The sequence below is a fragment of the Mesorhizobium sp. M7A.F.Ca.CA.002.05.1.1 genome, from assembly GCF_003998335.1.
Classification (GTDB): domain Bacteria; phylum Pseudomonadota; class Alphaproteobacteria; order Rhizobiales; family Rhizobiaceae; genus Mesorhizobium.
The window spans coordinates 1-11,979 of the sequence record NZ_RZQI01000082.1; the positions used below are offsets into that span (position 1 = coordinate 1).

An 11,979-nucleotide genomic window follows, 5' to 3' on the forward strand; every position below is an offset into this window, starting at 1 on the left:
GGTCAAAGACATACTCTTGAAAGTCTCGGCCCTCTCATAGTGGTCGTACGGAAGGATCGAGGCGATGACGTCGATCGAGCAGGAACAGCTTTCCAGCGCCTTACGTGTCTGGCCGTTCGTCTGCATGCAGCCGAGCACGTAATCGGCAATCGTTGCTGTCGGGTAATCTCCCGCGGCGCCCGCCGGGTTTGCGAAGGCCAGCGGCGCGGCCAGGAGCAGCGGCAAGGTCGAAAATCCAACATATCTGATCATGGGAAAACCTCCGGTTAGCCTGGGCGCGATGTGCCAAGTCGGGATCACCGTGGCAGTTGGCAACGAGCCGCAGAGTCAGTCAAGCGCCCATGGCTTCCGTATACGACCAAAGGAGGAATGCGGTACTCATCGACCGTGGTTCCGCATGGCGGCCTGATGGCCCGCTCCACACCCCAACTCCAACGATCATCTCATGCTTGGCCCACTATCGATTCTCCATGCAGCACGTAGATGGCCAGGCCGAGACATCGAAGTGAATACCGCTAAATAAAATCCTTGCTTAGGTGAAATGTAAAACTCAAAAAATAATCAAATTTTATGCGGTCAACCGTTATTTAGCTAGTAGAAATACTTTATCTAACCAATACTGTCCTAGTTATTTCCTTATATTGCACCGCATCATTCACGATATTGCGGTGCAAAAAGACACCCAGGCTTTTTTGCTTGCCTAGCGTTTTGCGATGACATAGCCTCACCCTGTTTCCGGCTTCAAGGGCGTCACCGTCATTAGGGAGCGGCGACAGTCTTTCGTAGGCCAAGGTGAGGTGGGCAGTAACGGTGCCCTCTGCACATCTGGCTTAGGTCGTGACACGCTGCCGGAAATATTTCCCCCCCGTGAATCGCTTGGGCAAGCCCTTGTGGGCTCAGCAAATGATTCATCACTATGAACCTCGGGAGGAATTCGGATGCGTGTACTTACGAAAGCTACCTATATTCTAACCACTGCGGCGTTTCTGTCGCTCGGCGCGGCCTATACGGCGTCGGCTAACGAGGACCTTGCAAAGCTGGCTTCGGATTCGAAGAACTGGGCAATGCAGACGGGTGACTACGCCAACACCCGCTATTCCAAACTCAACCAGATTACTGCGGACAATGTGAAGAACCTGCAGGTCAAGTGGACCTTTTCCACCGGCGTGCTGCGAGGCCACGAGGGTGGACCGCTTATCATCGGCGATGTGATGTATGTCCACACGCCTTTCCCGAACAATGTCTTTGCGCTCGACCTCAAGAATGACGGGAAGATCCTTTGGAAATACGAACCCAAGCAGGATCCCAACGTCATTCCGATCATGTGTTGCGATACGGTCAATCGCGGTGTTGCCTATGGTGACGGCAAGATCATTCTCAATCAGGCCGACACCACGGTCGTCGCCCTCGATGCGAAGACCGGCAAGGTCGTCTGGTCGGTCAAGAACGGTGACCAGACCGATGGCGGCAAAGGCGAATCCGGTACGGCTGCCCCCGTCGTCGTCAAGGACAAGGTGCTCATCGGCGTCTCCGGCGCCGAATTCGGTGTTCGCGGCTGGCTGGCCGCCTACAATCTGAAAGATGGCAAACTCGCCTGGAAAGCCTATTCGGAAGGTCCGGACGCAGACACCCTGATCGATCCCGAAAAGACCACGCATCTCGGCAAGCCGGTGGGCAAGGACTCCGGCACGAACACTTGGGAAGGCGAGCAGTGGAAGACAGGCGGCGGCACGACATGGGGATGGTATTCCTATGATCCCAAGCTGAACCTGGTCTACTATGGCACCGGCAATCCCTCGACGTGGAACCCCGTACAACGCCCCGGCGACAATCGCTGGTCGATGACGATCATGGCCCGCGATGCGGACACGGGTGTTGCCAAATGGCTCTACCAGATGACCCCGCATGACGAATGGGACTATGACGGCGTCAATGAGATGATCCTCGTCGACGGCATGGAGGTCAACGGCGCCAAGCACGATGTGCTGGTGCATTTCGACCGCAACGGCTTTGCCTACACCATGGATCGCGCCAGCGGCGACCTTCTCGTCGCCAAAAAATACGATCCGTCGGTGAACTGGGCGACGGAAGTCAACATGGACCCAAAGAGCGATCAGTATGGCCGCCCGCAGGTCGTGGCGAAATATTCGACCCAGCAAAACGGCGAAGACACCAACTCGACCGGCATCTGCCCGGCCGCGCTTGGAACCAAAGACCAGCAGCCGGCCGCCTACTCGCCGAAGACCGGGCTGTTCTATGTCCCGACCAACCATGTCTGCATGGACTATGAGCCTTACAAGGTAAGCTACACCGCCGGTCAGCCCTATGTTGGCGCCACCGTGTCGATGTACCCGGCCCCTGGCGGCGACGGCAGCATGGGCAACTTCATTGCCTGGGATGCAGCCAAGGGTGAGATCGTCTGGTCGAAGCCCGAGATGTTCTCGGTGTGGTCTGGCGCGTTGGCCACGGATGGCGACGTCGTCTTCTACGGCACGCTCGAAGGCTACATCAAGGCGGTCGATAAGGACGGCAAGGAACTCTACAAGTTCAAGACCCCGTCCGGCATCATCGGCAACATCACGACCTACGAGCAGGGCGGCAAGCAGTACATCGCCGTTCTGTCGGGTGTTGGCGGCTGGGCAGGTATTGGCCTGGCAGGCGGCCTGCTTTCGCCTGATAACGCCGCTGCCTGGCATGGCGCCGTCGATCAGGGCCGTGCCCAAGGCGATGAGGCCGCCGTCGTTGGCACCGCTGGTCTTGGTGCCGTCGGTGGCTACGCGGCACTTGCCGACTACACGACGCTGGGCGGTCAGCTCACCGTCTTCGGTCTCCCGGATTGATGCGCTGGGAACCTTGAGAACGCCTCAGGTCTTGTGAGACCAAAGGCTTGAAGAACGAGAGCCCGGATCATCCGGAAGCCATGGCCGGGCTCTCGATTCGGTTACGCACCCAAAACACCGATCAATGCCGGTCGCGCCAGCAAAACCGTGTCCATTGGCAAATGAAGGAAGTTTGAATGTCCGTTCGCATTGTAATTTCGGCTTTGGTCCTGGCTCTGCTGCCTCTGGCAAGCTCAGGCGTCGCCCAGGCCGACGACAGCATGGAAAAAGCCAAGGCGGTGAAGGAAGAAGGCGGCAAGTATTTGGATGCGGATGGAAATCCGACCTACAATATCGAAAACGGAACCGTCGATTGGTACACGTTCAGCGGCTACCGCCGGTATCACTCCGATTGCCATGTCTGCCACGGACAGGATGCAACAGGTTCGAGCTATGCGCCGGCTTTGGTCAACAGCCTGAAAAACATGGATTACGGCACGTTCCTCTCGATCGTCGCCGAGGGCCGCAAGAATGTCGGCGGCGGCAAGGAAAACGTCATGCCTGCCTTTGGCGACAACAAGAATGTCTATTGCTACATGGACGACCTCTACATCTACCTGCGCGCGCGCGCAGATGGCGCGGCGCCCCGCGGACGGCCGCCCAAGCACGAAGACAAGGCCCAGGCGGCGAAGGATGCCGAAGCATCCTGCATGGGTGGGTGACATGATTGGCCGCGATGCATTGAAGCTGCGCGTCGTTCTGCCGATCCTCGGCACGCTCGCCTTGCTGCCGTCGAATGCGCATGCGCAAAGCGCCGGCCTTGGTGCGGCGGGAGAACTGGTCGACCCCGACATCTTGCGCGTCTGCGCCGATCCCTCGAATATGCCCTTCACCGACAAGAGCGGCGAAGGATTCGAAAACAAGCTGGCAGAGCTGGTTGCCGCGAAAACCGGGCGCAAGTCCGTCTCCTACACCTGGTTTCCCACGATCACCGGCTTCGTGCGCAATACGTTGGGGGCCAACCGATGCGACATCATCATGGGCTATGCCCAGGGCGATGAGCTGGTGCAGAACACCAACGCCTACTATCGCTCCGCCTATGTGCTTGTGCATCCGAAAAGCCACGATATGGAAGGCGTGGAAACGATCGAGGATCCCAGACTCAAGGGCAAGACGATCGGCGTCGTTGAAAGCACGCCGCCAACCGCCAACATGGCCGCCAACAAGCTCCTGCGGACCGCCAAGATCTATCCGCTTGCGGTGGATACCCGCGTCACCCCATCCATGGGGGAGGTCATGATCAAGGACATGCTGGCACACAAGATCGATGCGGCGGTGCTGTGGGGACCGATGGCAGGTTACTATGCCAAGGAACTCGGAGCTGATGTGACGATCGTTCCACTGGTGAAGGAAAAAACCGGCTCGCGCATGTCTTACCGCATTACCATGGGCGTACGTCCGTCCGACCAGGAATGGAAGCGGACGCTCAACCGAGTGATCAGGGAAAACCAGGCGGAGATCACCAGGATCCTGCTGAGCTATAACGTGCCGCTGATCGACGAACACGACAACCTGATTACCCAATGAATGGAAGGGAGACTATTTTCTTGCTGGTCGCCGCGAGCCTTCTGGGTCTGACCGAGCCGACATGGGCTGGCGATGTCGCCGAACCCAGCGGTTTCCGGATGGACGACTATCGGGCGCCGGTGCCGCGGACGCTGCAAGGCGCGAGGGTGGTGACGACGGTGGAAGCGGAAGCGCTGTGGCGGGCGAAAAAGGCGATCTTCTTCGACGTGATGCCGGACACGCCCAAACCGACCAATTTGCCGGCAGGAACCATATGGAGGGACAAGGTCAGAAAGGACATCCCAGGCAGCATATGGCTGGCCAATGTGGGATACGGCGCTATTTCGCAGGAGACCGCCAGCTATTTTCGCCAAGGCCTCGAGGCCAAGGCCGGGACGGACAAGTCGCGCGCGATTCTGTTCTACTGCATGACGAATTGCTGGATGTCGTGGAATGCGGCGAAACGGGCCGTCGAGTGGGGCTACAGTTCGGTAATCTGGTATCCGCTCGGCGCTGATGGGTGGGAAGATGCAAACCTTCCACTGGAGGAGAAAAAACCCTATACAACGAACAATTGAAGTAAGGACTGCAATTATTCTCGATAGTTGGTTTTCAACTTTTCAAAACCTATTGTTTCATTTGTCCATTTTGAGACTTGATGGACGAGCCATTGCGTCGGTGCCCTGCAATGGTTGGCTAACGACAGGATCGGTCCCTTCGGGCTGGTATTAAGAGGAGAAATGTCATGAAGAAGAACTGGAAAAAACCGACCATGTGTCAGGTTGCCGCTGGCTTCGAAATTTCACGGTATCTGCCTGCTGAAATTACTCCCAAGAAGTAGGCCGCAGAGGTGCGCGTCCCTGGCGACAGGGGCGCGCATCCCCTCGCCCCATGGATTTTCGTGAAAGATTTTGACGCACGCAAAGCGCGCGAAGCGTTTTTTGTGACTGCAAATTGCCTGCAGGTCAGAGAAGCCGGCGCGCGGGCATTTTCATGCATTTGAGGATCATCGGATCGGCGGCGGGCGGCGGCTTTCCGCAATGGAACTGCAACTACCGTCTGAGTCGTGCGGCTCGCACCGGCATGGCCGGGGTGCATTCACGAACCCAGTCCAGTATCGCCGCCTCCGCGGACGGGTTCGGCTGGGTTCTTTTCAATGCCTCGCCCGACATTCGCCAGCAAATCGCTGCAACACCTGAACTGCAGCCTGCGGGCGATGCGCCGCTGCGCTCCACGCCTATTCGCGCGGTGGTGCTGACCAACGCCGATGTCGATCATATCGCTGGACTGCTCAGCCTGCGCGAGCGGCAGCCTTTCGCCATTTATGCAACGGCGCAGGTTCTGGCGACGCTGGAGGCGAATTCGATTTTCAACGTTCTCGATCCAGCGCTTGTGCCGCGGCGCATCCTGCCGCCGGCGAAAGAATTGGCCATTTGCGACGCAGAAGGCCGCGAGACCGGCGTAATGATCGAGCCCTTTCCAGTGCCCGGGAAGATAGCACTCTATCTGGAGGATAGAGACCATCCGGATGCCAATTTCAGCTCCGACGCAGGTGATACGATCGGAGTCCGAATTGCCGGCATCGGCAGCCGCGGCTCCGTCTTCTATATTCCGGGCTGCGCGCGCATCGATGCGGCCTTGCGCACGCGTCTCACCGATGCCGCCTGGCTTCTGTTCGACGGCACGGTCTATACCGACGACGAGATGATCGTCGCCGGCGTCGGTCAGAAAACCGGCGCGCGCATGGGGCATCTGGCGATCTCGGGAGAATCGGGTTCGATCGCAGGCTTGGCCGATGTGAGGGTCGGCCGTCGCGTCTTCGTCCACATCAACAACACCAATCCCATCCTTGACGAGAATTCCGCCGAGCACGCGGCGGTCAAGGCGGCCGGCTGGGAAATCGCAAGCGACGGTATGGAGATGGAATTTTGAGCGACTTCCGCGATGCAGCCAAAGGCGGACTCTCCAAGAGCGCTCTCGAAGCCGTGCTGAGGCAGGTTGGCGCCGAGCGCTATCACAATCGCCATCCCTTTCACCACAGGATGACCAGCGGCGCATTGTCGAAGGCCGAGATAAAGGCCTGGGCGCTGAACCGCTATTGCTATCAGGCGGTCATCCCGCGCAAGGATGCCATGATACTCGTGCATGCCGAGGATCCAGCGTTTCGCGCCGCGTGGCGCAAGCGGATCGAGGATCATGACGGCGAGGACGGCTGGAGCGGCGGCATCGCGCGCTGGCTGCATCTGGCAACTTCGCTCGGCCTGGACGCCGAGGCCGTGAAGAGCGAAAGGCTGGCACTGCCGGCGACGCGCTTCGCGGTGGGCGCTTACCTTTCCTTTTGCACAAACCGGACGTTGTTCGAGGCGGTCGCGTCCTCGCTGACCGAGATGTTCTCGCCACTCATCATCGGCGAGCGGGTGCCGGCAATGCTGGCCAAATACGACTACATCACCGAGGACACGCTGGCCTATTTCAGGCAACGGCCCGAACAGGCCTCGCGTGACGCCGACTTCGCCCTCGCCTACGTGCTCAGCCATGCCGATACGGCGGAGCGCCAGCAGCAGGCAATCGATGCACTGGTGTTCAAATGCGATATACTCTGGGCCATGCTTGACGCGCTTCAACACGCCTATGGCGAGCAGGGAAACATACCGCCCGGCGCCTTCCAGCCCGAGGCAGCCCAATGATGGCGCTGCGCGAAAGAGCCGTGGTGTCGTTGCGATCGGTACCTTCGCTGCCGAAACACGTGCGCATACAATACGATTCCGTGCGGCAGGCATTCGCCGTGCTTTCACCCGAAAAGATATTCTGGCCGAACGATGTCAGTCTCGATATTTTGCGCCGCTGCGATGGACGGTCAACGGCAGGCGATATCATTGCTGGCCTTGCCGCGGATTATGAGGCCGAACAGGAGGCCGTGGCGACCGACGTCCTCGCCTTCCTGCAGGAATGGTCGGACAAGCTGCTGGTGAGGTTATGAGCACGCCCCTCCTCCCTCCAATCGGCATGCTGGCGGAACTGACGCATCGCTGCCCGCTGCAATGCCCTTATTGCTCCAATCCGCTGGAACTGCTGAAGGCCAATCGCGAACTCGACACAGAGACCTGGCTCGCCCTGTTCTCGGAGGCCGCCGATCTGGGAGTGCTCCAGGTGCATCTGTCCGGTGGCGAGCCGACACTGCGCCGCGACCTCGAGCAATTGATCGCCGGGCTTGCGGGGCGCGGCGTCTACACCAATCTGATTACCGCGGGCGTTGGCATCGTCGAGGGCCGTATCGAGGCATTTGCCGAAGCCGGCCTCGACCATCTGCAACTGAGCTTTCAGGGCGCGCGGCCGGCGACCACCGATCGCATCGGCAACCACAAGGGCGCTCACGAAAAGAAGCTGGAGACGGCACGCCGCGCGCGCGTTGCCGGTCTGCCTCTTACCATCAACGCACCGATCCATCGCCATAACATCGAGGAAGTGCCGGAATTCATCGATCTCGCCCTTTCGCTGGGCGCGGAGAGGCTCGAGATCGCCAATGTGCAGTATGCCGGCTGGGCGTTGACCAATCGCGACCAACTGATGCCCGAGCGTGAAGCGGTCGACAGGCAGGCGGAGATCGTTGCGGAGGCACAGGAGCGACTGGCCGGCATCATCAACATCGATTTTGTGACGCCGGACTATTTCGCGATCTATCCCAAGCCGTGCATGGGCGGCTGGGCGCGGGACGCCTTCATGGTGACGCCTGACGGCACCGTACTGCCCTGCCATGCCGCACAGACGATCCCGTCGCTCAGCTTCGAGCGTTTCGAACCACGCAGGCTGTCCTCGATCTGGGCCGATTCACCGGGGTTCAATGCCTTTCGCGGCACGGACTGGATGCAGGAACCCTGTCGCGGCTGTGAGCGGCGCGAGATCGACTGGGGCGGCTGCCGCTGCCAGGCGATGGCGATCGCCGGCGATGCCGCTGCAACGGACCCCGCTTGCGCGAAATCGCCGATCCATGCTCGCATGGCAATGCTGATCGACGAAGCCAAGCGCATTGCCACAGCTCCTTCGAGAGAAGAACCGTTCGTCTACCGGCGGATCGGTGCCATGACCGAATCCGCCTGACCTGGCGAGAAAGCGCTTCTCACCCCCTCCGGAAAACGCGAAGCGTCTGCTCGTCAAACAATGGCTCGTCCTGGCCGATGCGCACAAACAGAAGCCTGTGCCCCTCACCCGCCGGCACCTCGAAATACTGGATGCCGTCAGGCATTTCACCCCAGTCGCCGCAGGGCGGTTCGGGAACCTCGTCGGAACTGGCAAGCGCTTTGAGTTCTTCCGCATAGGAGGCGTCAGGGCTGAATGAGTAGCGTTTGACGCCTGCAGGCTCCGTGCCCTGCGTGTAAGGCGTCAGCACGCAGCGGGCGCTGACAGTCTTGTCGGTTTTTTCCAGGAACAGGCGGCGCAATGCAGCCTCGGCAGTTTCACCCGATATGATGTCGAACAGTTCGACGAGAGGATCGGCCGCGCCGCCGTCGCTGTATTTGATGGCAAGCGCGTTGTCGGCGAATTCGAAATGAATCTGGCGGAAGCCGAAGTCGCAGCGTTGCGCCCAGGCGGCCAGCCCGATATTTTTGTCAGACAACCTTTCCCAGACGCATTTGTCGATCGGCGAGCGCGACGGCGCCGGCTCGTCTGCCATCGCGGACATTGTCGCGGATGCAAGCAGGGCGCAGGCCCAGATGATCGATCGCACCCTATTCATCGCTGCATCCTGTCAAGGTAAAGGCATCCCATGCGGAGCCGTCTGAATTGGCATTGGCGAAGTCGGCTGGCACGCTCAAACCAGCCCGAGCAGAAAGGCCGCGCCACCGAGAAAACCTGCCGAGCAGGTCCATAGCAGCCAAAGCCCCCGGACCCGGCATTCGAGCACTGCCGAGCCGGGGTTGGCGGGGTCATAGTGGACGTCGACCTTGCTGCCTTCGATATACTGCCGTGCCTGGCCGCCGACGAGGCCGGACAGCGAGGCGGTCACGGTGGCGCCGAACGTTACACGATCGGCGCTGTAGCGCTGGCCGGCGACGCCATAGGAGTAGACGATGCGGGATTTGAAGACGGTGCGCCAGCGGCCATAGCCTGAATGGTTTCGGAGCGCCTGCAGACCTGAAGTGTCGATGCGGCCAACCACGATCGGCCATTTTGCCGCCTGCTCGGCCAACGCTTTCTGGGCGAAACCGATGCTCAGGATGAACAAGCCCATAAAAAGCAGCAACGCCGCGGCACCGAGATTCTGCGGTTTGGGCAAATGCGGCCCGATCGCCTCCAGAACACCGCCGACGGAAAACACCAGCACAACCGCGCCGAACACTAGGCCGGCCGAGAGTTGGACCATGAACTTGAAGGCGCCGTCCGGCAGGGTGCGCTCGATCACCGCTTTGCTCGGATCGGCCGGATTGTAGAAGACAGTCACCTCCGCGCCGCGGGGAAACTGGGCAAGGGTCTCCGTGACTTCGAAATTCCCCAAATTCTCTTTCACGCTGTAGCGCGAGCTTTGAAATTTCTTGCCGCCGATCTTGTATTCGAAGGTGATCGCCGGAAAATTGCGCATTTCGGTGGTGTCAGTGCTGTCCGAACCAACGCCCGAGTTTCTGACCTCACGTGCCTCGACGCGCGAGGAAATGATCTTTCCCGGCGTCGGCAGCCAGCGGCTGAGTGCCTTCACCTCTCGCCATTTCATGAAGGTGATGAACGACAGCGCGCCCGCGACCACGCAGGCAAAGCCGACAAGCATGATCTTGAGTTCCAACTCGTCTCCCCCCAGGAGTGCAGGAACTCGCACATAGACAGCAAGGCTGCGGCAATGTCTTGCTTATTCGCAAAATCTGAAAAGGTTGAGCAGCGCAAACGGCAACAGCCCACGCCGCGTCATGCAGGCTTCACGGCCAGGAACGTGTTCCATTCTTCGCTATCGCGGCCGACGTTGAAATCGTCCCTGATGAGGACGAGCCCGGCGCCTTCGAGACGGGCCGCGAAGTCGTCCCTGCGCCAGTAGACCGTATGATATTCGCCTGATGTCTCGCCGTCGCCATTACGCATCGAGACGAGAAAGGCGCCGCCCGGGCGCAGCGACCCGGCTATCTTGGCAAGCACCTGGTCGGTCTCGTCGCGAGGCACATGGATGAGGACGCACAGGGCCAGAACCGCGTCGTAGGGGCCGCCGAGATCATCGGTGATGAGATCGAGCAACTCGCCATGCTTGCCACGCGCGGCCTGCAGTTCCAGAAACCGCTTGGTCGCGTCGGTGCGCCGGACTTTGACACCCAAAGTCTCCAGAAAATCCGCGTCGTATCCGGCTCCGGACCCGACTTCCAGAATCCGGCCGCCTGTACCGGCGATTGCCACCAGGCGCTTGAGCGATGCCTGCTCCCTCTCGTTGGGAACATGGCGCACGATGGCATCATATTGTTCCGCATAATCCTCGTAAGCGCTGATCGTTTGACGGCTCTGTGCCAGAGCCTCCGATGACACACCCATCTTTCCTCCCATGCGTCCATGTCGGTCAAAGAGCCGGACACTTTCCTCAGCGAATGCTGCCGGCGGAAGCGTGTCCATCGAGCAGCCCGATGTCGCGTTGCCCAGACCGCGGACATCAGGCAGAGCGAAGTGCGCCGGGACTGACGACTGTCTCAGTTGGCGTCGGCTACCGTCTGCCGGCCGCCGGCCCAGGCGCGCCATTGCCGTTCGTCGCCATGGAAGACATTGAGGTCTATGCGGCCGGTGACGCCGTGCGACAGGCCGGAGCCGGAATACTGCCAGAACAGCCATTTGCGGCCGGGATAGACCTTTGACGGATGCTGGGCCACGGCACGCAGCCAGAACGGATAGTCGAGGAATTCGCCCCTGAGATTGTCGCGGTAGAAATCGGGCGCGGTGTAGATGATGGGACGTTGGCCGTAATGCCGCTCCAGCTTGTCCATGAACACCTGCATCTTTTCCAGCACCTTTTCGCGCGACGGCCGCCGCTTGCAGCTGGACTCGCCGTTCCATTCGACGTCGATCACCGGCGGCAGTGCGCCTTCGACCCTGGGCACGTTGCGGATGAACCAGTCCGCCTGCTCGCCGGCCGTGCGGCACCAGTAGAAGAAATGGTAGGCGCCGCGCTTCAAGCCGGCGGCGTCGGCGCTGCGCCAGTTTTTCATGAACATCGGATCGAGGTGGTCGCCACCGTCGGTCGCCTTGATGTAGGCGAAGTTGGCGCCCTGGGCCCGCAATTTGTCCCAGTTGACGTTGCCTTGCCAACGCGAGACGTCGACGCCGTGCACTGCAAGGCGGCGAGGCGAACCCTTGCCGAAATTGATCGGCTTGGCGTCGCGAAATCCGTAACGGGTGAGCGGCCCGGCCAGCATGGCCGGTGCCGCGCGGGTCAACAGCTTGGGCGGCGACACCAAGGCTGCCGGCTCGACCGGCAGCCCGCCGACATCAGGCACTTGGGGATCAGGCACGTCGGGCGCGGCAAACACGCCCGTCTCTTCCTCCTCCGCCAAGCCGAACGGGCGCGGTTTTTCCCCCGGACCGTTGTCAGACATGGGAGCCAATCCGGCCCTTGCCGCCCTGTTGCCCCTTG

13 protein-coding genes are annotated in these 11,979 nt (G+C 60.3%); 8 read left to right on the forward strand and 5 right to left on the reverse strand.

Going from position 1 to position 11,979, the window contains the following annotated elements; translation table 11 throughout:
- The coding region (locus EN939_RS06745; RefSeq protein WP_127267399.1) for a hypothetical protein at positions 1–252 on the reverse strand (252 nt) is incomplete at its 3' end.
- A 686-nt stretch (positions 253–938) separates the two neighbouring features.
- On the opposite strand from EN939_RS06745, the gene EN939_RS06750 reads away from it, so the two are divergent.
- From EN939_RS06750 to pqqE, 8 genes are all read left to right on the forward strand, one after another.
- Positions 939–2,840, forward strand: coding sequence for a methanol/ethanol family PQQ-dependent dehydrogenase (locus tag EN939_RS06750; RefSeq protein ID WP_127267400.1), 1,902 nt, complete (start codon positions 939–941; stop codon positions 2,838–2,840).
- Between the two features lie 176 nt (positions 2,841–3,016).
- Complete coding sequence (locus tag EN939_RS06755; protein ID WP_127267401.1) at positions 3,017–3,541, forward strand: c-type cytochrome, methanol metabolism-related; 525 nt, start codon at positions 3,017–3,019, stop codon at positions 3,539–3,541.
- Positions 3,513–4,406, forward strand: coding sequence for a substrate-binding domain-containing protein (locus EN939_RS06760; protein ID WP_127267402.1), 894 nt, complete (start codon positions 3,513–3,515; stop codon positions 4,404–4,406). The genes EN939_RS06755 and EN939_RS06760 overlap by 29 nt, the downstream gene beginning before the upstream one ends.
- Positions 4,403–4,963 (forward strand): PQQ-dependent catabolism-associated CXXCW motif protein, encoded by a 561-nt coding sequence (locus EN939_RS06765; RefSeq protein WP_127267403.1) that lies wholly within the window; start codon positions 4,403–4,405, stop codon positions 4,961–4,963. The genes EN939_RS06760 and EN939_RS06765 overlap by 4 nt, the downstream gene beginning before the upstream one ends.
- Positions 4,964–5,378: 415 nt before the next feature.
- Positions 5,379–6,317 carry a pyrroloquinoline quinone biosynthesis protein PqqB gene (gene pqqB, locus EN939_RS06775; RefSeq protein WP_127267404.1) on the forward strand — a complete coding sequence of 313 codons (939 nt, stop codon included), beginning with the start codon at positions 5,379–5,381 and terminating at the stop codon, positions 6,315–6,317.
- Complete coding sequence (gene pqqC / locus EN939_RS06780) at positions 6,314–7,072, forward strand: pyrroloquinoline-quinone synthase PqqC (protein ID WP_127267405.1); 759 nt, start codon at positions 6,314–6,316, stop codon at positions 7,070–7,072. The genes pqqB and pqqC overlap by 4 nt, the downstream gene beginning before the upstream one ends.
- On the forward strand, positions 7,069–7,365 hold the full coding sequence (gene pqqD, locus EN939_RS06785; protein ID WP_127267406.1) for a pyrroloquinoline quinone biosynthesis peptide chaperone PqqD: 297 nt from the start codon (positions 7,069–7,071) through the stop codon (positions 7,363–7,365). Before pqqC ends, pqqD begins: the two co-directional genes overlap by 4 nt.
- A complete protein-coding gene (gene pqqE, locus EN939_RS06790; RefSeq protein ID WP_127267407.1) occupies positions 7,362–8,483 on the forward strand; it encodes a pyrroloquinoline quinone biosynthesis protein PqqE in 1,122 nt (373 codons plus the stop codon). The genes pqqD and pqqE overlap by 4 nt, the downstream gene beginning before the upstream one ends.
- A 19-nt stretch (positions 8,484–8,502) precedes the next feature.
- On the opposite strand, the gene EN939_RS06795 is transcribed toward pqqE, so the two are convergent.
- The 4 genes from EN939_RS06795 to EN939_RS06810 all read right to left on the reverse strand — a co-directional run.
- Positions 8,503–9,066, reverse strand: coding sequence for a hypothetical protein (locus tag EN939_RS06795; RefSeq protein WP_245473053.1), 564 nt, complete (start codon positions 9,064–9,066; stop codon positions 8,503–8,505).
- Between the two features lie 129 nt (positions 9,067–9,195).
- Positions 9,196–10,161 carry a DUF3592 domain-containing protein gene (locus tag EN939_RS06800; RefSeq protein ID WP_236382785.1) on the reverse strand — a complete coding sequence of 322 codons (966 nt, stop codon included), beginning with the start codon at positions 10,159–10,161 and terminating at the stop codon, positions 9,196–9,198.
- 119 nt (positions 10,162–10,280) lie between these two features.
- Positions 10,281–10,889: a class I SAM-dependent DNA methyltransferase gene (locus EN939_RS06805; protein ID WP_127267409.1), complete on the reverse strand. Its 609-nt coding sequence runs from the start codon at positions 10,887–10,889 to the stop codon at positions 10,281–10,283.
- A gap of 152 nt (positions 10,890–11,041) precedes the next feature.
- On the reverse strand, positions 11,042–11,979 hold a 938-nt coding region (locus tag EN939_RS06810; protein ID WP_245473054.1), incomplete at its 5' end, for a glycoside hydrolase family 25 protein.

Bases quoted from the DNA above. Each gene is read 5' to 3' on its own strand.
- EN939_RS06750 (WP_127267400.1), top strand. From the start codon at position 939: ATGCGTGTACTTACGAAAGCTACCTATATTCTAACCACTGCGGCGTTT.
- EN939_RS06755 (WP_127267401.1), top strand. From the start codon at position 3,017: ATGTCCGTTCGCATTGTAATTTCGGCTTTGGTCCTGGCTCTGCTGCCT.
- EN939_RS06760 (WP_127267402.1), top strand. From the start codon at position 3,513: ATGCCGAAGCATCCTGCATGGGTGGGTGACATGATTGGCCGCGATGCA.
- EN939_RS06765 (WP_127267403.1), top strand. From the start codon at position 4,403: ATGAATGGAAGGGAGACTATTTTCTTGCTGGTCGCCGCGAGCCTTCTG.
- pqqB (WP_127267404.1), top strand. From the start codon at position 5,379: ATGCATTTGAGGATCATCGGATCGGCGGCGGGCGGCGGCTTTCCGCAA.
- pqqD (WP_127267406.1), top strand. From the start codon at position 7,069: ATGATGGCGCTGCGCGAAAGAGCCGTGGTGTCGTTGCGATCGGTACCT.
- pqqE (WP_127267407.1), top strand. From the start codon at position 7,362: ATGAGCACGCCCCTCCTCCCTCCAATCGGCATGCTGGCGGAACTGACG.
- EN939_RS06795 (WP_245473053.1), bottom strand. From the start codon at position 9,066: ATGTCCGCGATGGCAGACGAGCCGGCGCCGTCGCGCTCGCCGATCGAC.
- EN939_RS06805 (WP_127267409.1), bottom strand. From the start codon at position 10,889: ATGGGTGTGTCATCGGAGGCTCTGGCACAGAGCCGTCAAACGATCAGC.